Source organism: Arthrobacter sp. UYCu723 (assembly GCF_054059215.1).
On sequence record NZ_JBSSBW010000001.1, the window covers coordinates 3,624,471 to 3,647,591 of the forward strand.

Genomic DNA, 23,121 nt, shown 5'->3' on the forward strand with positions numbered 1-23,121 from the left:
ATTTAGATCTTTGACAGGTCGAAAGGAACACCCATGCCCAGCAACCCCAATGACGAGGTTGGTTTGTACGAGGCCGACGGCGGCCACGCCCATGCCCCGGATGCCCTGATCCATGCCGAAGACGCCGGCTACCACAAGGGCCTCAAGGCGCGGCAGATCCAGATGATCGCCATCGGCGGCGCGATCGGCACCGGCCTGTTCCTCGGTGCCGGCGGCCGGCTCAACGCCGCCGGGCCGTCCCTGGTGATCGCCTATGCCGTCTGCGGCTTTTTCGCTTTCCTGATCCTCCGCGCGCTGGGCGAACTGGTGCTGCACCGCCCGTCGTCGGGCTCATTTGTCTCCTACGCCCGTGAGTTCTTCGGGGAGAAGGCGGCTTTTATCTCCGGCTGGTTCTACTGGATCAACTGGGCCACCACCACCATTGTGGACATCACGGCCGCCGCGCTCTACATGAACTTCTTCGGCAAGTACGTCCCCTGGATGGGGGCGGTGCCGCAGTGGGCCTGGGCCCTGATCGCGCTGGTGGTGGTTCTTTGCCTCAACCTCGTCTCGGTCAAGGTCTTCGGCGAACTCGAGTTCTGGTTCGCCCTGATCAAGGTGGCGGCGCTGGGGGCGTTCCTCATCATCGGCACGTACTTTGTCATCTTCGGCACGCCGGTGGACGGCCAGGATGTCGGGCTGAGCCTGCTCTCCGACAACGGCGGCATCTTCCCCAACGGCCTGCTTCCGATGATCATCCTGATGCAGGGTGTGCTGTTCGCCTACGCCTCGATTGAGCTGGTGGGCACGGCCGCGGGTGAGACCGAGAACCCGGAAAAGATCATGCCCAAGGCCATCAACTCGGTGGTGTTCCGCATCGCCGTGTTCTACGTGGGCTCCGTCATCCTGCTGGCGCTGCTGCTGCCGTACACGTCCTACGAGAAGGGTGTGAGTCCCTTCGTGACGTTCTTCGGCTCGCTGGGGATCCAGGGCGTGGACGTCATCATGAACCTGGTGGTCCTCACCGCCGCCCTGTCTTCGCTCAACGCGGGCCTCTACTCCACGGGCCGCATCCTCCGCTCCATGTCCATGGCCGGCTCGGCGCCGAAGTTCGCCCAGCGCATGAACAGGGCAGGCGTCCCTTACGGCGGCATCGCCCTCACGGCGGTGGTCTCGCTGCTGGGTGTGCCGCTGAACTATCTGGTGCCCGCGCAGGCCTTCGAGATCGTGCTGAACGTGGCCTCGGTGGGAATCATCGTCACGTGGGCCACCATCGTGGTGTGCCAGATCCAGCTCAAGCGCTGGGCGGACAGGGGCTGGGTGGAACGCCCCTCCTTCCGGATGTTCGGTGCGCCCTACACCGGCTATCTGTCGCTTCTGTTCCTGCTCGGCGTGCTGATCATGGTCTTCATCGATTCGCCGCTCACGCTGCTGGTGACCCTCGTGGCCTCTGCCCTGATGGTGGCCGGCTGGTATGCCTGTCGGAAGCGGATCCACGAGATCGCCGAGACCCGGAAGGGCTATACGGGCGCCGCCCCCGTGGTGGCCAACCGGACTCCAATCCGCTAAGCGATTACCCTGCCACCGCCCCCGGTTCGGCTGCCCAATCCCCTCACCAAAGGACTGAAAGCCCCCATGAAGCTACTAAATCCGCTGAGTCCCAACACTTCGCCTACGGAAAGCCAGGCGACAGACAGTTGCGAGGACGGCTGCTTCTTCTGCACCGGACCGGAAACAGACTAGGCACCACCAATCGTTCCGCTGGTTCCAGCGGAACTGCCCTGCACCCTCACCCAACGCAACCAACCCAACCCAATCCGAGAAGACAAGAAGTGATGACAACGGAGTCCGCAGCAACCATGACCGCAACCGACACGCAGCCGTTCGAAGGCGACACCATCGACCAAGGCCCCGTACAGCCCGTCCCATCGACTATCCCGGCGAACCTGAATGGCGGCGGTACCCTGAAATCCGCCGGGCACGTAATTGTTGACTCCCTCGTGGCCCACGGCGTCGAACGCACCTTCGTTGTTCCCGGCGAGAGCTTCCTGGACGTCCTCGACGGGATGCACGGTTCCGACATCGAGACCGTGGTCTGCCGCCATGAGGGCGGCGCCGCCTACATGGCCGAAGCGGACGGCAAGATGAACCAGCGTCCGGGCGTGGCCATGGTCACCCGCGGGCCTGGCGCGGCAAACGCCCACGTTGGCCTGCACACGGCCTGGCAGGACTCCACCCCGATGCTGCTCTTCGTCGGGCTGATCCCGTTTGCGCACCGGGACCGGGAAGCGTTCCAGGAATTTGATATCAAGGCTTGGTTCGACACAGGAGCCAAGCGCGTCATGGTCCTCGATCACGCCGAGCGGGCGTCCGAGATCGTTGCCGAAGCCATGTTCGCGGCAATGAGCGGTCGGCCCGGCCCGGTTGTGGTGGGCTTGCCGGAAGACATCATCCGCCAACTGGTGGATCCTGCCCTGCACCCCACCATCCCGGTGGCCACGGGCGGCATGAGCACCACCGATGCCGCAGCACTGGCCGCAGCCCTTGCAAAGTCTTCGAAGCCCCTTTTTGTCACGGGCGGCAACGACTGGACCCAGGACGCGGCCGATCAGCTCACCGGATGGCTCGAAAAGCACCATATCCCGGCCGCCGCGGAATGGCGCACGCAGGGAACAGTACCCTTCGACTCCCCGTCCTATGTGGGCCCGATCGGCTACGGCCGCCCCCGCCCCACGTACGACCTGTTTGAGGAAACCGACCTGCTCGTTTTTGTCGGGACGGTCCCGGGCGATGTGATCACGGACGGTTTTGTCTGCAGGCAGGACTGGAACAAGCAGAACTTCCTGGTCACCATAGATCCCTCTTTGCGCGGCCGCTCCGGCCCGGTCTCACGGCAGATTGTGGCAAAACCGGACGCCTTCGTCCGGGATCTCCTTGAAATCGACCTGCCCGTGAAAGACGAGTGGAAAGCATGGACGGCCCGGATGCGCGCCGAGCAGACGTCCTTCGCAAGCCTGCCCCCGGCCACACCGGGCGTAGGGCCCGCAAAGATGGACACCCTGATGGCGAACCTCGTCCCGCGGCTGCCCGAGGACGCCATGGTGACGTTCGGGGCCGGCGAGCACACCAACTGGGCGCACCGGTACTTCCCCACCCGGCGCTACGCCTCCATGATCAGCGCCAGAAACGGATCCATGGGCTACTCCGTGCCCTCCGCCATCGCCTCCTCGCTGGCCAGCCCGCAGCGCCGGGTGGTCACCATCGCCGGCGACGGGGAATTCCTCATGAACGGCCAGGAGCTGGCCACCGCCGCCCAGTACGGAGCCACGCCGCTCATCATCGTGATGGACAACCAGGAGTACGGCACCATCCGCACCCACCAGGAACGCCACTACCCGTCCCGGGTTTCGGGTACGCAGCTGAAGAACCCTGATTTCGGCCTCATGGCCCAGGCCTTCGGCGGTTTCGGCATCACGGTCACCCGGGACAAGGACGTGCCGGCCGCCCTCGACGCAGCGCTTCAGGCCATCGACCAGGACGGGGTGTTTGCCCTCATCCACCTCATCGTCGAACAGCGCGTCAAAGCCTACTGACTAGACTAGCGGCCGTCGGAGTCCCGACTCCGACGGCCGCTTCCCCTGGGCAGGTGCCAGTAGAACCACGGCCGGTGCACGATACGCTGATGGAATATTCCGAATGGATTTTTGGGGGCGCCATGCTGAACTACTTTCGCGAGCGGCAAGAAGCGCTGGGAGCTACTCCCGGGCGGCGGATCTACAACTATGCCTCTGGTGCCGTGATCCTTGTAGTCATGGCATTGGTTTTTGCGGTCCTCGCACCTGCGTGGATTTTTTGGATCGCCTTCGCCGTGTCTTGTGTTCTGGATGTCTTCTTGACCAGAAAGTGGATCAGAGAAGATGCGCTCAGAGCTTACCGAGCCGGTCAGCGTCAGTAAAATTCCTCAGCGGACGGCGTTGGAGCGCGGGACTGGCGCTGATTTCGCAGTTGTCTTTCGTCAAGCCGCGGGTGCTGGATGTCAGGACGGGATGAAGAGGGCGGGCCTCCACAAGGGCCTCGACCCGGCTCAGGACCTTCGCCCGTGCCTCATGGATACCGGCCAGTATTCCCGCCAGCCCTCATACACACGCCGCCAGACCCGGCCGCATGCCCGACTCTTCGTACTCGTCCCTGAAGGGATCACCAAGATCTGCGCAGTAAGGATTACGGGGTCTCTAGCCCCGCCGCTGCGCCGTGCCGGAGTTTGTGCGCCGAAATAGGCCAGAAAGTTGGCACAGCAGACCAACTCGGCGAACTACGAACCGGCGCTACAAACTTTCAACTAAACGGCCCACTATGACCAGACCATCGGGCAAGCGCCCCGCGGCATTCCGCGGATTCGTTGTTGCAAGTGCTTCCAATTAGATCTACATCTCACAGCTTCTGTGAGATGTCGACCTAGTTGGAAGAACCTCTACCTAGTTGGAAGAAACGCATCGTCTAGTTGGATGTCTTCCAAATGGACGGCTGGTCGACCAGAGGTTTAGATCGCCAAACGCATGGTCCTTCTGCCAATTACTTAGTCTTTGACAAACGTATTTGGGCTTTTGGTCCTTTGGCTGCCACCAAAGCGGGCCCTGCACGGGAAGTCGTGCAGGGCCCGCTTTGTGAGCTTCCAGCCATGTAGCCATCTTCCTGCTCGTGTTGCCTGACCGAATCGGCATCCGCGTCGAGCTCCCTCAGCTGATGCTTCGAGGATAGCGATCGGAGCAGCCGTGTCGTTCATATGGACAGCCTAGCCGCGGGGATTGACTAACGAGCTTCAGACTGGTTATTGCGCCTCGGGTGCCGGGGATTCCTCGCCGACCCGGGCGGTGTCGATCTACTAGCACGGCGTTGGCACGAGCTCCAGCCCATGTCCACCAGCGAAGCCTCCCGTTCGGCTCACGGATCATGACAGTGGAATTACCGGAAACCCGGTGTGCACATTCTTCCCGCAGCTCGCCCAACTTGGTCACGGCCCTTTTGGACGGCAGCACGCCGGCGGGAGTGGCCCCGAGCAGCACCCGCCGCGTTGCATCGCTCAGGGCATAGGACGCGGGCTGCGGCATGCTTGACCATTTGGAGTCGGCGGACTTTGCAGACGGTTCAACGTAGGCGCGGTGGCGCTTTCAATCGACGTAGTTCACCTGCCAGGCCATGCGTCCGAGCGGAAGAAGCCGCGGACCGTCAACTTTGCGCTGGAGCACCATTGGGTCAACGGAGCCGATTTCCTCGCGACCGTGCAGTATTGCTACCTGTGGGTCCGCAGTGAAAACGGCCATGAGGTCCCGGTAGTGGATGCCGCCGTACTTTCGCTCAGCTTCGGGCCCCATGAAGAGCATCCCTTGGTCGGAATCGAGGTGTCCAGTTTCCACCAGCCAGGCTGCGATCTCTTGCCACTCGCCCGGCGACGCGAGTTCGAGCCCGGAGAACCACTCGTGCCAGGTACTGGCCCCTACTCGACGCTCCTGCAGGGTCAAGCCCAGGAGTTGCTGTGCTGCCACGTGGAAGGTCTTCCAAATCGCTGTGTGTGGCGATGCGGCGAAAGTGTCGGGACACGGCAACACCCCCTTCCCGAAGGCCACCTGCTGGCGGCCGGTGCATCGGAAGGGGGTGTTACCAGTGGTGTACGAATCAGGCGTCGGCGGACTCCTCCACCGGCTCGACAGAGGTCTCTGCCGCGGCTTCTGCCGCCTTTTCGGCAGCTTCCGCGTCAGCCTCGGCGGCGGCCTCCGCAGCTACGGCGGCGGCTTCCTCTGCAGCCTTCGCGTCAGCGGCTGCCTTTGCGGCTGCCGACTTCGCTGCTGCGGTTTCACGCTTCTGCGCCTGGGTGGCCTTCTTGGTGATCTTCTTGGCCTCCTGGGCGGCGCGCTTCTGCGCGGCATCCGCAACGGTGGCAGCCTTCTTCGCCTCGGCGGCAGCCTTCAGGGCGGTGACCTTGGCCTTCACCGCGGCAAGCTTCGCGGCGGCCGCCTGCTTCTTCAACTCCGCCTTGGCCTTCGCCTCGATGGCCTTTGCGGACGCCTTCGCGGAGACCGAGTGTGCGGACTTGGTCGGGGCCGCGTTGGCCACACCGGCACCTGCTCCGGTGAGAACGGCGGCGGTCAGGACGACAGCGCCCAGCTTCTTTGCAATCGACATGCGTAATGCTCCAATCATGTGTGGCCCGGGCAGTGCGGGCGGGGATCCGGCTCGCCGGTTGCCGTCAGCCTAAAGTGGAAGCAGAGCGCTGTTCAACCGGAAGCGCCGATGCTTGGCAGAACCTTGGCGAATGTTGAGGCTTCAGTCATCCAGGCCCCCCATATTGTGCCGGACGCTTTCGCGATGGACGCCTGCCAGTCTCCGCCGCCGTCCCCGGCCCGCCAACTCTTGCTGATCCACTTCAGTCGTCATGGGATCCATGGTTCCGCTCACGATCAGTCCTTCCTGCCAGGCACCGGCCGGCGTGTCAGGCCACTCTGGATCCACCGTTAGACACTCCCGCGGCCGGTGACCTTCGGCGGCCAGTGGGTCCGGGAATGTGGCGCTTGCTGACTCGACAGCAGTTGGCGCAGGACTCCCGCGCGGCTCGGAGACGGCGGTAGTAATCCCGGTCTTCCCGACAGGCGGGGAGGCTGGCGAGGTCGGGTCGCCGGGGCTGAATCGTCGTTCAGCGCGGGTAGGTCAGGGCGTGGAAGCATACGGGATCGGTGCATCGTCGTGGGCCCGGATACAACCTTCTTCCAAGCTGTTGCGCTCGGACAGGTTTTGACGCTATGAGAACGCCAAGTTCGAAGCCTATGGTTCGTCGTGCCGCGAGTAGGAGGAGCCGGAGGGCGTCCGTTCCAATAGTCCGAAGTCGATCATGTAGCGGCGCAGCATAATGACATCATCGGTATAACTGAGGAGCCGTTGATTTACCTGCTTTTCCGTTAGGTGTTCGCCCGGCTCGATGGCTTCGCTGACAATCCAGGCCAGGAGCTCCCGCCGTTCCGCCATGTTGGCTGGATACCTCTCGATCCTGCCCAGGCGCATGAAGCGAGCCAATCCGGTCTGCGCCTGTCGGCGGGGTTGCTGCGTGAGCAGGTCGCGGAAGATCGACTCAGACGCCTCCAGTTCGTTGGCAGCATTCCGTTCGACGAGCCCTGACTCAAGCAGAGCGGCGATGGCCCGGTTTCGCCGTTGGTCATTCAGATCAGCAACCACGTCGGGGGGGCTTGGCGCCCAGCACGATTTGCGCGTAGGCGGTCCGCGCGTCGTTGTTGGCGAGGGCTGCCACCACTCGCCGCCAGTGCGGTCCGCTCAGCCTCGTCCCTCCGGTCACAGCGTTTTCCTCACTCTGCGTCTGCCCCCGTCTGTGCTGGTCACCGTGTGCTTGGTCAACAGGCAAAATCGTAGTCCTGCGCGGGTGTGACGGACAGGGTCTGCGGGCGGCAGGCCGGCGGCCTGGACCTTGAGGTTGCCTTGGCGGTGTTGAGGTGACGTTTGGTCGCAAACGAGAGGAGAACTAGGCTCTGTCCGGCTAAGCGCGGCCCCTTGCTGATCGGGTCGACGGAGTGGTGACACAAACTTCCAATTAGTCGGGCCACCATGATCCAGTTCGCTTGACGGCTGGTCGCAGATTTCTACCCGGTCAACTGTTGGAAGGTCTTCCAAATAGATCTACATCTCACAGCTTCTGAATAACTTATGAAGGACGGCGGCTGCGGCCGAAGAAGTTCCCGGCATCTGTTGAGGTTCCGGGCACTTCTTTATTCCACGAAGGCTCCCATGTACACTTTGTGCACTTAGGTGTACATTTAACGAATGTCGACCATCAACATCACGGATGCGCGAGCTCATCTGCCCGAGCTCCTCAGCATGGCTGAATCCGAGCCGGTATTCATTGAGCGCCGGGGGCGCCGGGCAGCCGTTCTGGTATCACCGGAGCGCTACGAGCAGATGCTCGATGCCCTGGAAGAAGTCGAAGACATCGCAGCGTTCGACGCGGCTATGGCCGAAGAGGGCGGAAACATCCCCTGGGCCCAAGTGAAAGCCGATCTTGGCTGGGCATGACCACCTACCGGATTGAGGTCCGTCCTGCGGCAATTCGGGGGCTCAAACAGGTCCACCCGAGCGACCGCGATCGGATCCAAGGCGCTATCGCACTCCTTGGATCCGATCCCAGGCCACCCAAGGCCATCGCCTTGCGTGGCCGTCCGGGCTTTCGGGTGCGTGTTGGCGATTATCGGATCATTTATACAATCCACGACGATGTCCTGCTGGTGGTCGTGGTGACCCTTGGCCATCGCCGCGACGTCTACAGCAAGTAAGCAGCGCGGCGCCTGCGTGCACCCTCCGCACCGCGGATGACTAGATCGCCTGCAACTCCGAGGTCGACTGCTGGGGGTCGCCGTTTGTATCGCCATTATTGAGTTCGTTCTTGCCGCGGCTGCCCTGAGCCGGGACGTCCAATCGGAAGGACTGCCGGCTTTGTTTCCCAGTGGGATTGCTGCCCATCCACGTCAGAGCAAGCAGCACGGCCAACACAGTCCTAGAACGATGCGGGCGGCGTTGGCCGCTTCGACCCTTGCTACCTTGCGCGGCTTGGCCTTGAGCTGGGGTGCGTGGTCCGGCGTCGGCGGAGCATTCCGTTGCCTAGCCCCGCGCCTCCGCGAACCGCGGCGCCATGGATTCCATCTGTTCCATGACCAGCTTGATCGCCTCGGGCTGCTGGTCGGGTGGATACCCGAAACGGACCAGGAGCCTCTTGATCGAGGAGCGGAGCTTGGCCCGGACATCGTCGCGCACGGTCCAGTCGGTGCGCACATCCCGCCGCATCACGGACACCAGCTCGCGGGCGATGTCCGCCAGGATGCCTTCGCCCTGGACCTCCACGGCCGATTCGTTCTGCGCCACAGCATCGTAGAACGCCAGCTCGTCAGAATTCAGCGGGGGAGTGAAGCGCTCACCGCGCCGGGATTCGGCGGCAACCTCGCGCGCCAGTTCCACCAGCTCAGCGATGACCTCCGCCGACGTCAGCTGCTGGTTGGTGTATTTTTGCATCAGCTCGGTGATGCGCTCGGAAAACGCGCGCTGGCGGATCACATTGTTCCGCGTCGTTGCGGCCGACTCGTCGGCAATCAGCTTTCGCAGGGCCTCGATGGCCAGCTGCGGGTTGCGGGCCTGCTGGGTCTTGGCGATGAACTCCGGTGTCAGGTCGTCCAACGAAGGTTTGGGCATGCCGGCCGCCTCGTAGATATCCAGGACTTCGCCGGAGGATGTTGCCGAAGCGATCAGATTGCCCAGCAGCCGCTGGATCTCCTCCGGCACCGGCTCGCCGCTGGCCTGCCGGTCGGCGGCGTCGAACTTGGCCATGTACACGCGGGTCTCTTCGTAGACCTGGATCTCCGGCCGCAGCTCCGCCAGGGTCTCGGACCCCGAGCACAGCGCCCACGCCCGGGAGAGCTGGCTGGAAAACCGCCGGTACTTCGAGGCCAGCGTCTCCTCGCCCGGGACAGGCTGGTTCCCGGGCGTCTCCGGGCTGCGCAGGTAGTTGGCCGCGCCCGTCGCAGCGGACACAAACGCCTTCGGACCGCCCTTCATCAGCACGTCCCGCCAGTCGTACCCGGCGAGCAGCCCGCGCAGGGACTCCACCAGCCCAGTAGCAGCATCTACGGCCTCGTCGATGTTCTTGCCCACCGGCTTGTTCGCCCGGTCCGACTGCGTGTATTCGCCCAGCGCCTTGGCCAGGTTCTCCGCCAGCGGCGCGTACGCCACCAGCAGCCCGTCCTTCTTGCCACGGAAGGTCCGGTTCACGCGCGCCAGGGTCTGCATCAGCAGGGCGCCCTTGAGCGGCCGGTCCAGGTACAGCGTGTGCAGCGGAGGGGAGTCGTAGCCGGTGAGCATCATGTCCTTCACGATCACCAGTTCCAGCTCGTCGTCGACGTCCTTGAGCCGTTCCTTCACCACGGCGTTCAACGAGTCACGGCGCACGTGATCGGAGACCGGCGGCACGTCGGACGCGGTGCCGGAGTAGACCACCTTGATCTTGCCCTTCCCCAGGTCGTCGGAATGCCATTCCGGCCGCAGCTCCACGATCGCCGTGTACAGCTTCGCGCAGATTTCCCGCGTCCCGCCCACGATCATCGCCTTGCCCGGCGCCTCGATGAACTTGCCCATCCGGGCGCTGCGGTTCTCCCAGTGCGCCACCAGGTCGGCGGCCAGCGCCGCGATCCGCTGCGGCGCACCGTAGACGGCGTTCACGACGGCGACGCTCGCCTCGATGCGCGCCCGCTCGGTATCGTCCAGCCCCAGCGTGGCCTCGTCGGCCGCCTGATCAAGGATCTCCTCCGTGACGTCAGCGGCCAGCCCCACTTTGATCAGGCGCGGCTCGAAGTACACCGGGACCGTGGCGCCGTCCTCCACCGCCCGGGAGAGATCGTAGATATCGATGTAGTCGCCGAACACGTCCCGCGTGTTCCGGTCGTCGAAGGAGATCGGCGTCCCGGTGAACGCGATCAGTGTGGCGTGCGGCAGGGCGTCGCGGAGATGCCGCGCGTAGCCGTCGAGGTCGTCGTAGTGCGAGCGGTGCGCTTCGTCCACCACCACGATGATGTTGCGCCGGTCGGACAGCAGCGGGTGCTCGGCGCCGGCGTCCTTCTCCGACTTGCTGCGGCCGAACTTCTGCAGGGTGGTGAAGTAGATGCCGCCGGTGGTGCGGTTGCTCAGTTCGTCCCGGAGTTCGGAGCGTTTCTTGATCTGCTTGGGGGACTCTGCCAGCAGCAGGCTGCGGTCGAAACCCTCGAACAGCTGCCCGTCGAGTTCGTTGCGGTCAGTGATGACCACCACCGTCGGGTTCTTGAGCTTGGGGTGCCGTGCCACGAGGTTGGCGTAGAGCTCCATTTCCATGGACTTGCCCGAACCCTGCGTGTGCCAGACGACGCCGGCCTTGCCATTGCTTTCCACTGCCTGGACGGTGCTGCCCACGGCCTTGGTTACCGCGAAGTACTGGTGCGGTTTGGCGATGCGCTTGCTCAGCCCGTCCGATCCTTCATCAAACGCGGTGAAGTTGCGGACCAGCTGCAGGAAGCGCTCCTGGTTGAAGAGACCCTGGAGTGCGGTCTCCAGAGCCGTCACAGCTTCGCCGTCTTCCATGTACCCGGGCGCGACTGGCACGCCGTCGTCGTCGACGTTCCACGGTGAGAAGTGGTTGAGGGGAGTGAACGGCGTGCCGTACTTGGCCTGGATCCCGTCCGACGCGAGCGTGAACACGCAGAAGCGGAACGCCATGGGGAACTCGCGCAGGTAGGTCTGCAGCTGGGCGTGGGCGGAGGCGACGTCGGCCGTGGCGCTGCCGGCCTTCTTGAGTTCGATGACGCTGACCGGCATGCCGTTGCAGTAGAGCACGACGTCGAAGCGGCGTTTGTAGTCGCCCTGCACCAGGGTGACCTGGTTGACGGCGAGCCAGTCGTTCTGGTGCGGCTCGGCGCTGAGCAGGTGGATGGTGGGGTTGGCCTCGTTGCCGCCCGAGTCGATGTAGCTGAGCCGGTAGCCGTCCACGAGGTAGTTGTGGATGCGGTGGTTCTCGGTGATGGCGTCGTTGGACTTGGGCGCGGCGATTTCGGCGAGGGCCTGCTGCAGGTACTGGGCCGGAACCGTCGGGTTGAACCGCTGCAGGGCCGCGAGCAGCCGGGGCCGGATCAGCAGCTCGTCCCAGGAGTCCCGCTCACCCCTGCCGGGCGCGATGTCCTGCCCGGAAGCGGGCCGCCACAAGAGCGGCTCGGCCAAGAGCTCCAAGGCCACGCCTTCCCAAGCGGCTTCGGAAAAGGCTACTGCGGGTGCTAGCGTCACGGAGATTCCCCCTGGTTGACCGGAATGTCATTCTGAAATATCGCCTGAAAGTTCGGCTTCGAGTTCGCTGATGCTGGGCAGAGTCGACGCGAATTCTTCGGGCAGCGAATCGACGATTTCCGCTTTCCACTCCGAGACACCGATCGGCATTGCGGTGGTCCGAAGCGCATACTCGGCCACCAGATCATTCTTGGACTTGCAGAGCAGCAGGCCAATGGTCGGCTTGTCGTCAGTATGGGCCAGCAGGTCATCCACGGCCGCCATGTACATGCCCAACTGGCCAAGGTAGCCGGGATCGAACTTTGTGGCCTTGAGCTCCACCACCACATAAGCGCGCAGCTTCAAATGGTAGAACAGGAGATCGGCGAAGAATTCGTCGTCGCCGATTACCAGGCGGACCTGCCGGCCGACAAACGCGAATCCTTGGCCCAGTTCCAGCAGGAATTTCTGGATGTGGTCCACAAGTTGGTTTTCGAGCTCGCGCTCGTTCCGCCGGTCCGTCATGGCGACGAAGTCAAAGACGTACGGGTCACTAAATGATTGCTGCGCCAGGTCCGAGTCCGACGGCGGCAAGGTCGCCTTGAAGTTGTTGATCGCTTTGCCCGAGCGCTCGTGTAGCTTGGTCCCGATCTGGTGAACCAGCACGTCGCGGGACCAGCCCTGTTCGACGGCGGCCGCTGCGTACCACAGGCGGGTGTCGGCGTCGCTGAGCTTCTCGATCAGGACAATCTGGTGGCGCCAGGGCAATTGTGCAACGCGTTGCACAATTGCAAGGTCCGGCCAGGCTTCTGCGAATGACCGCATGTACTTGAGGTTCCGCGGTGAAAATCCTGTCGACCCCGGAAACGTTGTCTTTAAGTCGGCAGCGAGTCGATCGATGACCTTCGCTCCCCAGCCTTCGCTGTCCTGCCTGTCCAGAATGAGTCTGCCGATCGTCCAGTTTGTCGAGATGAGCTCCCGGGTAATTGCGGTGGTCGAGCTGAGCCGGCCAAGCTGGATGCGCTGTGACACGGATTCGAGCAGGTCCTGATACCACGGGGGCATGGTGCTTGCTGCCGGCGTTGCCGGGAAGCTGGCATGGTCGGCGTGCTTTCGTGTGCCTGGACCAATCCCCATTTTGGGTGCCGGGTTCGGTTTACTTGGCGTTGACATGACAGGTCCCCTCCGCGGTCTTCGGTCTGGCTATCTCGAAGCTACCGAAGGGGTACGACATTGAGGCGGAACACGGCCGGCCAACAAGAGTTGAAAGCGGCGCTTGCAACATCTCCCCGTTCTTCGGCAGCAATTGTGCAACGGCTTGCACAATTGCGTTGACGCTACTCGCCGTCACACGCCAACCTTGGCCAACTCGGATTCGGCATCCTTGACGCGAAGTTTTCCAGACATGAGCTGGGGGAGGAGAGCGTCGCGGGTCGCGACGAGCTTGAGGTTTTCGACCTCTGCTGCCAAGGACCGCTCCCATAGCCCTGCCATCAGCTCTTCGTGCTCGTGAATCTCTTCGAGCGCCGGAACGGCAACCGGTTCGTCCAGATGCTTACGCTGAATGTGGCCCATAGTGGTTGCTTTGTCGGCTGCCACGGACTTGAAGTATGCCAGCTTTTCTCGGAGCAGTTCATGTACCAGCCACATGGGGTATTCCTCGTTGGGAATGACCTTGAAAATGTGCTGATTCACTATGCCAGCGGGCCGATACCAGCGATGGAGCGTTAGTGGCTCTTCAAGGTTCCCGGGGAAATAGGTTCGTGTTGTAGATAGCAGAGGACTCGTGGTTCTGCTGGGATGAGTGTTACTACGCATTCAACCTGAACAGGAACCACGAGCCTTGTTAGAGCCTACTGTGGCTGGCCATGATGCTGCCAGCATGATCTTCAACCTGCCCGATTACCGTGTCACCGGCACCGTGCTGCTCCCCGGCGGGGTGCGCCATGTCACGGTCGAATCCACGTTCCCGCCCGGGTGCCCGAGCTGCGGGGTCATCGCCTCCCGCGTGAAGGAACGCCGATGCCAGCGCCTGCGGGATATTCCGGTCGCCGGCGCGGTGGTGCTCCTCTGGGACAAACGGCGCTGGTTCTGTGACGAGTACCTGTGCGGGCGGAAATCGTTCTGCGAGGCGACGCCGCAGGTGCCGCGGCGGGCCCGGTCCACACGGCGGCTGCGGAAGACGGTGCTGGACGCGGTCATCACCTCCGGCCGGGCCGTGTCCGAGACCGCCATGGCGTTCGGGATCTCGTGGTGGCTGGTCCAGCAGGCCATCGGCGACGCCGCCCTCCGCCTGCCGGACGTGGACCTCCTCGCACCCAGGATGCTGGGCATCGACGAGCACCGCTACCGGTCCGTGCGGTTCTTCCAGGACCCCGGCACGAAGGCCTGGACCCGGTACGAGCCCTGGATGACCACGATCGTGGACCTGGAAACCGGCCAGGTCCTGGGCATCGTGGACGGACGGGACCACAAGGGCGTCGGGGACTGGCTCTTCGCCCGCCCGCTGGAATGGCGGCTCGGCGTGCAGGTCGTCGCGATCGATCCCTCCGCGGCGTTCAGGAAGGCGCTGCGGATGTGGCTGCCGCGCAGCGCCGTGTCGGTGGATCTTTTCCATATGACCATGCTGGCCAACGACATGCTCACCTCGGTCCGGCAGGGCCTGTCCCAGCAGGTCCGGGGACGGCGGGGCAGGGCCACCGACCCGGCCTGGGCGAACCGCATGCTACTGCTGAAAGCCGATGAAAACCTCTCCGAACGCGGACAGCACCGCCTGGCCGGTGTCTTCGACACCGACGACCCGACCGGCAAGCTCAAGGCCGCGTGGCAGGTCAAGGAACAGCTCCGGACCCTGCTGCGTACCGGCTCCCTCGAGGACGCCGCAGCCGCGAAAACCACCCTGGCCGACCTCGTGGCGCAGGCAGCGCTGCCCGAAGCAAACAGGCTCTACCGGACCGTGTGCCGCTGGTGGGCCGAGATCGAAGTCCTCATCGTCACCGGGGCAACCACGGCCAAGGTGGAGGCCAACAACACCGCAATAAAACACATCAAACGGACCGGCCGCGGATACCGGAACCCGGACAACTACAAATCGCGTATCCTCTTGAGAAGTGCAGCCCGGATGGCAGCATGAGCAATCATCTCAGCAGAACATTCCCCGGGAACCTTGAAGAGCCGCGTTAGTGAGCCGGACCAGGCAAAGAGTAGATCCCCGGGGTTGGCAATGTGCTGATCGGATACCTCAGCATCGCTGTAGACGGTCGATCCGCCGATGCCAGAATTCAGCTCGGCGATCCGGATGACGACGCGGCCAGTCCCACTAGCCCCCTTTGTGAAGGCTTTGCCGTTCACGAACTGGGCTGTAGATGAGAGCGGAAGCAGTTCAGCCTCTTCCATCATGGACTGAAAGATTGCGTGTGCGAGAGCATCGACTCCGCTCAAAAGTTTGGTGTTGGCGGCGATCTTGTCGTCGAGGGCCCCCAGCACGTCTTCAATTCCCGCCCGAATTTCAGCTGGCGGCACAGGTATGCGGAGACGTTTGAGATCTGCCAGGTTGAGCGTTGACTGCACCGTCGTATTCAGGAGGCCGAGAATTTCCGATCTTATGGGCGCAGACTCGAAACACAGCTGCAGCCATCTTGCACTCACTTGGATGGGGCGGATGACCGCTATAGCGCGAGCAACATTCCAACCGGCCAGGGTATTTGGGGCAACCGCTGATTCGCCCACAGTGCCCACCAGCGAAAGCAACAATTCACCCCCCACGAGCGCAGTTCGGCTGTGCTTGAGGGCAATATCTTTTCCTACGCGCATGGGCGATGACGTATCGATGGTCCCATTGCGGACATCTTTGACCCGAACGATCGGAATTCCACTTTCCGAGTCATTGCCCGGCTGGACTACGCCATAGGAAATCTGGCGATCGCGGACAAGGTCCATGAGCGGAAGGCTCGGCCACTCAGACATCGACCCGCCCCAATTGCTCGCGCACAACCGCCGCCAGCCGCTCGGACTCGTCGAACTGCTCGAACAGCTCCTTGGACAGCCGCGCGATCTTCTCCTCGATCGGCTCGCCGTCGTCCTCCACATCAGCCGCGCCGACATACCGGCCGGGCGTCAGCGCGTAATCAGCAGCCTTGACCTCAGCGAGGCTGGCAGAGTAGCAGAAGCCGGCTTCGTCGTCGTACGTCAGCCCCGCCTCGACCGCCGAAGCGGTGCCGCGCCAGGCGTGATAGGTGTCGGCGATCTTGGCGATGTCCTCGTCGGACAGAGCCCGTTCAGCCCGGTCCACCATGTAGCCGAGGTTCCGGGCGTCGATGAACAGAACCTGCCCGGTGCGGTCGACGGACCCGCGCGGACCGGCGGTCTTGTCCTTGGCGAAGAACCAGGTGCAGACGGGGATGCCGGTGCTGCGGAAGAGCTGGGTGGGCAGGGCCACCATGCAAGAGACCAGGTCCGCTTCCACCAGCTGGGCGCGGATCTCGCCCTCGCCGCCGGAGTTGGAGGACATGGAGCCGTTGGCCATGACCACGCCCGCGCTGCCGCCAGGGGCCAGCTTGGAGATGATGTGCTGGATCCAGGCGTAGTTGGCGTTGCCGGCAGGCGGCACGCCGTATTTCCAGCGGGGATCGGATTCGGAGCGGGCCCAGTCCTTGATGTTGAAGGGCGGGTTGGCCATGATGAAGTCGGCACCGTTGTTGCCGCTCAGTTCCGGGTGCTGGTCCCGGGCGAAGGTGTCGCCCCAGCGGGAGGCGAGGTTGGCGTTGAGCCCGTGGATGGCGAGGTTCATCTTGGCCATCCGCCAGGTGCGCTCGTTGAGCTCCTGGCCGTAGACGGAAATGTCCGAGCCCTCCATGTTGTGCGCTGCCAGGAACTTCTCGGCCTGGACGAACATGCCGCCGGAACCGCAGCAGGGATCGTAGACGCGGCCGCGGTGCGGTTCCAGGACCTCGACGAGGACGCGGACCACGCCGGCGGGGGTGTAGAACTCGCCGCCGCGCTTGCCCTCGGCCTTGGCGAACTTCTCCAGGAAGTACTCGTAGACCTCGCCGAGCAGGTCGCGGGCCTTGCTGGCGCCCTGGCCGGTGAAGCGGGCCGAGTTGAACAGGTCCAGCAGCTCGCCGAGGCGGCGCTGGTCCACGTTGTCGCGGTTGTAGATGCGGGGGAGTGTGGCGGCAAGGCTCTTGTTGTCCGCCATGATGAGCTCCATGGCGTCATCGATGAGCTGGCCGATCTGCTTGGGTTCGGCGCCGTCCATTGCCGGAAGGCCCTTGGCGTTATCGGCCAGGTAGGTCCAGCGGGCCCGCTCGGACACCCAGAACACGCCGCGGCCGGTGTACTCGTCCACGTCGTCGATCAGCTGGGCGATCTGCTCCTCGTTGAGCCCGTCGGCCTCCAGCTCGGCCTGGATCTGCCCGCGGCGCTCCTCGAAGGCGTCCGAGACGTACTTTAGGAAGACCAAGCCCAGGATCACGTCCTTGTACTGGGAGGCATCCATGGAACCGCGCAGTTTGTCCGCGGCCTTCCAGAGGGTGTCCTTGAGTTCCTTCATGGTGGACGGGGCGAGGTCCACCTTTGTCTTCGGGGGCATTAAGAAATTCCTTCGGTCTGTGGTTCGGCGAGCTTACTGCTGGGGTCTGTCAGGGTGAGGCTTCCGCCCGCGACGCCGTCCGTAATCAGGGTAGCGAGTTCTTCGAGCCGCCCGAGGCGTTCGCGGGCTTCTTGCTGCTGGTGTTGCAGTCTGGCCAGGGACTCCGCCAGATTCTTACGCTGGGCATCCGGCGTGCTGCGCAGGCGCCACTGGCGCCAGGACTTGTCCGCCGCCGGGAGGCTGTTGATGTCCGTGGCGACGACGACGGGCAGCAGCCCGCCGGGGTCCCCGGCGTCGATCCGCAGCACGCGGGCGGGGAAGACGACGGCGGATCCGCCTTGCGTGTCCACCAGCGCGGCGGGACGGGGGCTGGTGCAGAAGACGACGTCGCCGGGTTCGGTGAGGCGCCCGGAAGGATTGCTGGCGGCGAAGTCCAGGAGGCTGAGGTGGCGGGACGGGGCGGTATGCGGGTGGATCAGCTCGGCCGGCCCCAGGACTCGTGTCCCGCCGCTGGGCGTCAGGTCCGCATCCTCGAGTCGGTTCCCTTTGATGTATTTGAGGTTGCCGGCGGCGATGAGTTCCTGGACGGAGGTGGGCTGAGTCTTCGCGTTCGGATCTCCCGGGAGTACTGCCACCTCGGCGGATTGTTGAGGTCCGCCGGTCTGCAGCATGCGCACAAGTTTTTCCACCCGAAGGGCAGCCTCCGCGCCGCTGGAACTCGGAGTAAAGCCGTGGGAAGGCGCTGCCACCAACGACTTCCTGCTGGCCAGCAGGAGGCGGGTCTGCACCAGCCGGGCGAAGCGGAAGGAGTGGGCGCGGATGGTGGCGCGGTCACCCATCGACGCGACGATATCGCTGATGAGGTCCTGGCTGACGTCTTCTGCGAGGTCGCGGGTGCTGAGGTCGGCCACCATGGTCCACCGCTCGGCAATGGGCACCTCAGCGAACGACGGTCCCAGTATCCACAGTGCCTGGGCCTCGCGTGGCTTGGAACGCAGCAGTCCCTGCGGCAGCCGCACGATGGCACGCACCCGGCCCGTTCGCAGCAGCCCCGACCGGAGCCCAGTGGCGCCGGCGGCCAGCGGCACATCACACAGAACCCGGGCCGGGGCGATGATGACCGCCCGCTGCTGATCGTCCATCTGCAGGACAAGGTGCTCCACCGCCAAGAGAATCTGCCTCGCGTCCATTCCAGGTTCACCGGGGGACGGATACTGCGCCACATGTACTACAGGTCCATGGACGGCGAACTCGCCACTCGGATCAACACGGATCTGCCCGCCGTCGACACCGTGGACGCGCAGGCGGCGACGCACGAGGCGGCCCGCGCCGCCGTCGTCGTCCGCCGTCAGAAAGGTGACGGGGGCACCCTCGCCGGCAGCGTTCGCAACGCCTATCAGAAGGTCGCTCCCGCCGCGTGTGGAGTCGGCAAACACGGAGTTCCCGCCGAGCGTCGCGGCCAGTTCGACGACCGCAGCGGCCACCAGCCCCACGGCAGAGTCGGCGAGGGCGGTCTCCGAGTGCTCCCGCAGCCCCGCCCGGAACCTCGCGGCAAGCAGCTGCTCGAAGGCCGCGGCCGCGTTGTAGGCACTGTCCACAAGCCGGTCCGCGAATGCTGCCGTGGACGCAAGCGACGCGCCCAGAGCTTCCAGTTCCGAATACAGGAACGTGTCATCCGGATCGCACTCGTCCGCGACGTCCAGCAGTTCGTCCGGGCTCAGCTGCCCCACCGAATTGCCGGTCATTGCCTTGAGCGTCAGCAGGGCCGTGAGAGCGTCGAATGTGTTTCCCGGGGCGCCACCGGCAGCGGTGCCGGGCATCCGGGCGAAGGCGGCGACATCGTTGGCGGCCTCCGGGTTATTGCCCCGCCCAGTGACGGTCAGCCAGGCGGCGATGTGGTCGGCGTCGAAGAGTTCCCGCCCGTCGTCGAGCGCTGCCGGCTCCGGAAACGGGTGGACAGTCCCGGCGCTGCGTTTGCGCCACATGGAAACGACGGGGCGCTGGACCTGCGCGAGGGCGGCAACGTCCGAGAGGGTCATGCGCAGGGCTTCTGCTTCGTTCATTCGCGCCTCCTTACGACGTCGACCCTCAGCCTAGCTGTGTGGGGCGTCTTTTCTGATCAGGTGCTGATAACGGGGGTTATCAGTGTTCTTTGGCCTGCGGCACCCAAGGGAGCCATAGCTTCGTTCTGCAGCTACGAAGGAATCCTCCGGAGCTGCGACGGCGGCGGGGAACCACGCATTGGGGGATCGGTATCCCGCCGCCGCTCAGCAGCTATCCGTGAACAGAGGAAGAGAACATGTTGAACACCGAAACCAACGAGCCGGCGGGAACGCAGATCAAAGAAGTACTGGAGGAGGCGCAGCCGGCCAGGGAAAAGGCAAAGCCGGGACGAAAGAGGCGGATCTTCGCTGCCGTCGCCGTACTGGCGCTGTTGGTCGGCGTACTCGGCATCGGCACGACGCTGCCTGACCCGAAGTCCAGCGACGCCTACGTGGCGCTGGCGGGGGAGAAAGCGTCCGTGGAGTCGGACCGCGACGCTGCCAAATCCAGCTACGAGTCGATGAAATCGAAGTACGACACCCTCCAGAACGGCATCGCCGCCCGCGAAGCGAAGGTCACGGCACGCGAAGCAGAGGTCGGCAAGGCAGATGCAGCCGTGAAGACTGCTGATGCGGCCGTCAAGAAGCGCGAAGAGGTGGTGACCGGCGCCGAGAAGACAAAGGCAGCCAACACCATCGCCGACGGCACCTGGACAGTCGGCAAGGACATCGAGGCCGGCACCTACCGGGCGGCAGCCGACGTCGGCTCGTCCTGCTACTGGGGCATCTACGCGACCGGAAGCAACGGCAGCAACATCATCGACAACGATCTCCCCGGCGGTGGCCGGCCCTCAGTTGCGCTGTCCGGCGGGCAGGACTTCAAGTCCAGCCGGTGCGGCAAATGGGAAAAGCAGTAGCAGCCGCACGCACACACAATTCATCCACCTTTAGAAAGGCACCACATGTCACATGAGAACTCCGGACAGCCCTTGACCGCTGCGATTGCAGCGCCTCAGCCGCGGCCGTTCTTCAAGAAGAAGCGCTTTCTCATTCCGGCCGGAGTCCTGGTGCTGGGAATCGCCCTCGGCTCCTGCTCCGGCGGGTCCAAGCAGGCCAGCGATGCGAGCCCGGCGGCGGCCTCGGCTCCTGCGGCAGCAGCACCTGCCTCTTCGGCAACTGCTGTACCGGCCGCTGCGCCGGCTGCGCCGGCTGCTTCACCGGCGGCACCGGCCGGACCCGCCGTCGGCGCTCCGTTCAGCGCCAAGATGCGCAACGGCGACGTCGCACGGATCACCGTCGTATCCGCAGTTCGCACGGACGCTGTCACCACCACGGCCTTCGCGACCCCTGCGAAGAACGGCAGCTACTTGCTCCTGGACGTCCTGTGGGAAACGGAGACGGGGAAGACCAGCTCCAACCCGTTCTACTTCTCGGCCAAGGACTCCAATGGGCGCAAAGCCGATCTGAGCCTTTTCGCGGACAACCAGCTTGGCTCCGGCGACGTTCTGCCGGGTGACAAGGCCCGAGGATTCATTGCTTTCGATATCGCGCCCGGCGCTTCCACCGTGATGATCTCCACCCCGCTGATGCAGGAAGCCGCACGGATCCAGATCCCGGGGTAGGGCTTCATCGGCGCCGTGTCGGAACGTCCGGCTCCATTGTGAAGCTTTACAGTTCAACTGTTCACGCATCGCATTATCAATTGGGGGATTCCTTGAGCATCAACAACGAGCAAGTTTCGGCGTATGGGCAGGCGCCTGCCGCAGGCCCCGGCACCATGGTGACCGCCGGCGTCGGCACCGTTCCCGGTGTCCAGATTTACCAGTTCCGCGGTGGGGCCGCGACGTGGTTCGGCACCCAGATCCTCGGAGTTTTGATCACGATCTGCACGATCGGGATCTGCTACCCGTTCGCCGTCGTTCTGGTTGAACGGTGGCGTGCCAAGAACACCTACCTGCACGGTAGGCAGCTTCAGTTTGTCGGCACCGGGTGGGGCATCTTCGGACTGTGGATCAAGTGGCTGCTCCTGAGCATCATCACACTGGGCATCTACACGTTCTGGGTCTACCCGCGGCTGATGCAGTGGAAGGTCGAAAAGACCGTCTACGCCTAAGCCTTGATCCACCGATGTTGATTGGGGCTACGTCGGCGTTTTAAACCGAGAATGGCCGCCTTTTCAAGGAAAATGAAGTTTGTCTAGAACTCATTTTTCACCGAAAAGAGGCCATCTCGTAGATGCAAGTTTCCCACAAACCATCCGCGGTGTCGGTTTCCTTTGACGAGCCCAATCTCGTGTCGGCTGCCGGGCTGCTGCCGGTCATGACGCTGGCCCGGGACGCCGGGCTGCACGAGCTCGCCCAGGACTGGCTGACGGTGCCGACGGATAAGGGCGCGAACGCCGGGCTGAAAGTCGCTTCCCTGGTCGCCGGGATGGTCGCCGGGGCAGACTCGATTGATGACATGACCCTGTTGCGCCACGGCGGGATGAAGCGGCTCTTCACCGCCTGCTACGCGCCCTCGACCCTGGGCTCGTTCCTGCGGTCCTTCACGTTCGGGCACGTGCGCCAACTGGACGCTGTCGCCTCCCGTTTCCTGGCCGGCCTGGGGACCCGGGCCCCGCTGCTCGGGAGCCCCGGGGCGGAGGACTTCGTGTTCGTCGATGTTGACGACACGATCATCGAGGTCCACGGCTACGCCAAGCAGGGTTCCGGCTACGGGTACTCCGGGGTCCGCGGCCTGAACGCCCTGCTGGCCACGGTCTCCACCAAAGACACCGCCCCGGTAATCGCGGCCCAGCGGCTGCGCAAGGGCGCGGCGAACTCGGCCCGCGGAGCCAAACGCCTGATCACCGATGCCCTGTCCACGCTCAAAGGCCTCCAGACCGGAGGGCAGAGTCGCGGGCGGGTGCTCTGCCGGTTCGATTCGGCCTTCTATGGCCATGCAGCGGTTTCCGCCGCGCTGGCCGGCGGGGCCGAGGTCTCGGTGACCGTGCGCATGGACCCGGCCGTCAAACGGGCTATCGCCGGGATCCCGGAGACGGCATGGGAAATGATCGAATACACCGACGCGGTCTTCGACGAGACCACCAACACCTGGGTCTCGAAGGCTGAGGTCGCCGAAACCGTGTTCACCGCGTTCTCCTCCCGGAAAAAGGCCGAGCAGGTCACCGGCCGGCTGGTGGTGCGCCGCATCCCGGAACTGAACAAGAAAGCCAGCGACGGACAACCCACCTTGTTTGAAACCCATCGGCACCACGCGTTCTTCACCACCGTGGACGCCAAGGTTCTGGACACTGTCGCCGCGGACCAAACCCACCGCAAACACGCTCAGATCGAGCAGGTGAACGCCGATCTGAAGGACAGTGCGCTGGCTCATATGCCCTCAGGTGTTTTCGCGGCGAACTCCGCCTGGCTGGTTGCCGCGGTCATGGCCTATAACCTCACCCGCGCCGCCGGGCTCCTCGCCGCAGGCCCCTTCGGCAAGGCCCGGACCGGCACGATCCGCCGCAAACTCATCCACGTCCCGGCCCGCATCGCCACCAGCGCCCGGAAAATCCGGCTTCATCTCCCCGAAGCCTGGCCCTGGCAAACAGCATGGCAGGGCCTCTTCGAGCACCTCTACCCGCCGCCGCAACCGGCCTGAACCCACACCAACCAGCCACACGGCGCAACCAGGACCACC

At 64.1% G+C, this 23,121-nt stretch carries 19 protein-coding genes; 10 read left to right on the plus strand and 9 right to left on the minus strand.

What is annotated here, in order from left to right; all coding sequences use genetic code 11:
- Positions 1 to 33: 33 nt before the first annotated feature.
- The 3 genes from ACVWZ8_RS16985 (at position 34) to ACVWZ8_RS16995 (ending at position 3,934) form a co-directional block, all read left to right on the plus strand.
- Positions 34 to 1,548 (plus strand): amino acid permease, encoded by a 1,515-nt coding sequence (locus tag ACVWZ8_RS16985; protein WP_354243513.1) that lies wholly within the window; start codon positions 34 to 36, stop codon positions 1,546 to 1,548.
- A 266-nt stretch (positions 1,549 to 1,814) separates the two neighbouring features.
- A complete protein-coding gene (locus ACVWZ8_RS16990) occupies positions 1,815 to 3,572 on the plus strand; it encodes a thiamine pyrophosphate-dependent enzyme (protein ID WP_456505270.1) in 1,758 nt (585 codons plus the stop codon).
- An 89-nt stretch (positions 3,573 to 3,661) separates the two neighbouring features.
- Entirely contained in the window at positions 3,662 to 3,934 is a 273-nt protein-coding gene (locus ACVWZ8_RS16995; RefSeq protein WP_354243510.1) for a hypothetical protein, read from the plus strand.
- Between the two features lie 1,213 nt (positions 3,935 to 5,147).
- On the opposite strand, the gene ACVWZ8_RS17000 is transcribed toward ACVWZ8_RS16995, so the two are convergent.
- The 3 genes from ACVWZ8_RS17000 to ACVWZ8_RS17010 form a co-directional block, all read right to left on the minus strand.
- Positions 5,148 to 5,522, minus strand: a complete 375-nt coding sequence (locus tag ACVWZ8_RS17000; protein ID WP_354187900.1) for a hypothetical protein — start codon at positions 5,520 to 5,522, stop codon at positions 5,148 to 5,150.
- Positions 5,523 to 5,652: 130 nt separating this feature from the next.
- Positions 5,653 to 6,159, minus strand: coding sequence for a hypothetical protein (locus ACVWZ8_RS17005; protein WP_456505271.1), 507 nt, complete (start codon positions 6,157 to 6,159; stop codon positions 5,653 to 5,655).
- 636 nt (positions 6,160 to 6,795) lie between these two features.
- Complete coding sequence (locus tag ACVWZ8_RS17010) at positions 6,796 to 7,203, minus strand: DUF2087 domain-containing protein (protein ID WP_456505272.1); 408 nt, start codon at positions 7,201 to 7,203, stop codon at positions 6,796 to 6,798.
- A gap of 600 nt (positions 7,204 to 7,803) precedes the next feature.
- On the opposite strand from ACVWZ8_RS17010, the gene ACVWZ8_RS17015 reads away from it, so the two are divergent.
- Together ACVWZ8_RS17015 and ACVWZ8_RS17020 are read left to right on the plus strand one after the other, a co-directional pair.
- Complete coding sequence (locus ACVWZ8_RS17015) at positions 7,804 to 8,052, plus strand: type II toxin-antitoxin system Phd/YefM family antitoxin (protein WP_354243501.1); 249 nt, start codon at positions 7,804 to 7,806, stop codon at positions 8,050 to 8,052.
- Positions 8,049 to 8,309 (plus strand): type II toxin-antitoxin system RelE family toxin, encoded by a 261-nt coding sequence (locus ACVWZ8_RS17020; protein ID WP_456505273.1) that lies wholly within the window; start codon positions 8,049 to 8,051, stop codon positions 8,307 to 8,309. The genes ACVWZ8_RS17015 and ACVWZ8_RS17020 overlap by 4 nt, the downstream gene beginning before the upstream one ends.
- Positions 8,310 to 8,634: 325 nt before the next feature.
- Here the strand turns inward: ACVWZ8_RS17020 and ACVWZ8_RS17025 are convergent, their stop codons facing one another.
- The 3 genes from ACVWZ8_RS17025 to ACVWZ8_RS17035 form a co-directional block, all read right to left on the minus strand.
- The gene (locus ACVWZ8_RS17025) at positions 8,635 to 11,829 is read right to left on the minus strand and encodes a type I restriction endonuclease subunit R (RefSeq protein WP_456505274.1); all 3,195 of its coding nucleotides are present in this window, start codon (positions 11,827 to 11,829) and stop codon (positions 8,635 to 8,637) included.
- A gap of 27 nt (positions 11,830 to 11,856) precedes the next feature.
- Entirely contained in the window at positions 11,857 to 12,873 is a 1,017-nt protein-coding gene (locus tag ACVWZ8_RS17030; protein ID WP_456505275.1) for a PDDEXK nuclease domain-containing protein, read from the minus strand.
- Between the two features lie 282 nt (positions 12,874 to 13,155).
- Positions 13,156 to 13,503, minus strand: coding sequence for a hypothetical protein (locus ACVWZ8_RS17035; RefSeq protein WP_456505276.1), 348 nt, complete (start codon positions 13,501 to 13,503; stop codon positions 13,156 to 13,158).
- A gap of 148 nt (positions 13,504 to 13,651) precedes the next feature.
- On the opposite strand from ACVWZ8_RS17035, the gene ACVWZ8_RS17040 reads away from it, so the two are divergent.
- On the plus strand, positions 13,652 to 14,941 hold the full coding sequence (locus ACVWZ8_RS17040; protein WP_456505277.1) for an ISL3 family transposase: 1,290 nt from the start codon (positions 13,652 to 13,654) through the stop codon (positions 14,939 to 14,941).
- On the opposite strand, the gene ACVWZ8_RS17045 is transcribed toward ACVWZ8_RS17040, so the two are convergent.
- The 3 genes from ACVWZ8_RS17045 to ACVWZ8_RS17055 are packed head-to-tail and all read right to left on the minus strand — an operon-like array spanning position 14,893 to position 19,461.
- Positions 14,893 to 15,747: a restriction endonuclease subunit S gene (locus tag ACVWZ8_RS17045; protein ID WP_456505278.1), complete on the minus strand. Its 855-nt coding sequence runs from the start codon at positions 15,745 to 15,747 to the stop codon at positions 14,893 to 14,895. The genes ACVWZ8_RS17040 and ACVWZ8_RS17045 overlap by 49 nt on opposite strands.
- A gap of 19 nt (positions 15,748 to 15,766) precedes the next feature.
- The gene (locus tag ACVWZ8_RS17050) at positions 15,767 to 17,398 is read right to left on the minus strand and encodes a class I SAM-dependent DNA methyltransferase (protein WP_456505279.1); all 1,632 of its coding nucleotides are present in this window, start codon (positions 17,396 to 17,398) and stop codon (positions 15,767 to 15,769) included.
- The gene (locus tag ACVWZ8_RS17055) at positions 17,398 to 19,461 is read right to left on the minus strand and encodes a hypothetical protein (protein ID WP_456505280.1); all 2,064 of its coding nucleotides are present in this window, start codon (positions 19,459 to 19,461) and stop codon (positions 17,398 to 17,400) included. Before ACVWZ8_RS17055 ends, ACVWZ8_RS17050 begins: the two co-directional genes overlap by 1 nt.
- A gap of 236 nt (positions 19,462 to 19,697) precedes the next feature.
- Here ACVWZ8_RS17055 and ACVWZ8_RS17060 point away from each other — a divergent pair, with 236 nt between their 5' ends.
- The 4 genes from ACVWZ8_RS17060 to ACVWZ8_RS17075 all read left to right on the plus strand — a co-directional run bounded on the left by ACVWZ8_RS17060 (position 19,698) and on the right by ACVWZ8_RS17075 (position 23,082).
- Complete coding sequence (locus ACVWZ8_RS17060) at positions 19,698 to 20,357, plus strand: hypothetical protein (protein ID WP_456505281.1); 660 nt, start codon at positions 19,698 to 19,700, stop codon at positions 20,355 to 20,357.
- Positions 20,358 to 20,402: 45 nt separating this feature from the next.
- Positions 20,403 to 21,062, plus strand: a complete 660-nt coding sequence (locus tag ACVWZ8_RS17065) for a DUF4352 domain-containing protein (protein ID WP_456505282.1) — start codon at positions 20,403 to 20,405, stop codon at positions 21,060 to 21,062.
- 92 nt (positions 21,063 to 21,154) lie between these two features.
- Positions 21,155 to 21,553 carry a DUF898 family protein gene (locus ACVWZ8_RS17070; protein ID WP_456505283.1) on the plus strand — a complete coding sequence of 133 codons (399 nt, stop codon included), beginning with the start codon at positions 21,155 to 21,157 and terminating at the stop codon, positions 21,551 to 21,553.
- Positions 21,554 to 21,675: 122 nt separating this feature from the next.
- A complete protein-coding gene (locus tag ACVWZ8_RS17075) occupies positions 21,676 to 23,082 on the plus strand; it encodes an IS1380 family transposase (RefSeq protein ID WP_456503408.1) in 1,407 nt (468 codons plus the stop codon).
- The last annotated feature ends 39 nt before the right edge of the window (positions 23,083 to 23,121 follow it).

Coding starts and splice junctions, on each gene's coding strand:
- ACVWZ8_RS16985 (WP_354243513.1), top strand. CDS start 34: ATGCCCAGCAACCCCAATGACGAGGTTGGTTTGTACGAGGCCGACGGC.
- ACVWZ8_RS16995 (WP_354243510.1), top strand. CDS start 3,662: ATGGAATATTCCGAATGGATTTTTGGGGGCGCCATGCTGAACTACTTT.
- ACVWZ8_RS17030 (WP_456505275.1), bottom strand. CDS start 12,873: ATGCCCCCGTGGTATCAGGACCTGCTCGAATCCGTGTCACAGCGCATC.
- ACVWZ8_RS17065 (WP_456505282.1), top strand. CDS start 20,403: ATGTCACATGAGAACTCCGGACAGCCCTTGACCGCTGCGATTGCAGCG.
- ACVWZ8_RS17055 (WP_456505280.1), bottom strand. CDS start 19,461: ATGAACGAAGCAGAAGCCCTGCGCATGACCCTCTCGGACGTTGCCGCC.
- ACVWZ8_RS17075 (WP_456503408.1), top strand. CDS start 21,676: ATGCAAGTTTCCCACAAACCATCCGCGGTGTCGGTTTCCTTTGACGAG.
- ACVWZ8_RS17060 (WP_456505281.1), top strand. CDS start 19,698: ATGTTGAACACCGAAACCAACGAGCCGGCGGGAACGCAGATCAAAGAA.
- ACVWZ8_RS17020 (WP_456505273.1), top strand. CDS start 8,049: ATGACCACCTACCGGATTGAGGTCCGTCCTGCGGCAATTCGGGGGCTC.
- ACVWZ8_RS17045 (WP_456505278.1), bottom strand. CDS start 15,747: ATGGACCTTGTCCGCGATCGCCAGATTTCCTATGGCGTAGTCCAGCCG.
- ACVWZ8_RS16990 (WP_456505270.1), top strand. CDS start 1,815: ATGACAACGGAGTCCGCAGCAACCATGACCGCAACCGACACGCAGCCG.
- ACVWZ8_RS17050 (WP_456505279.1), bottom strand. CDS start 17,398: ATGCCCCCGAAGACAAAGGTGGACCTCGCCCCGTCCACCATGAAGGAA.
- ACVWZ8_RS17015 (WP_354243501.1), top strand. CDS start 7,804: ATGTCGACCATCAACATCACGGATGCGCGAGCTCATCTGCCCGAGCTC.
- ACVWZ8_RS17005 (WP_456505271.1), bottom strand. CDS start 6,159: ATGTCGATTGCAAAGAAGCTGGGCGCTGTCGTCCTGACCGCCGCCGTT.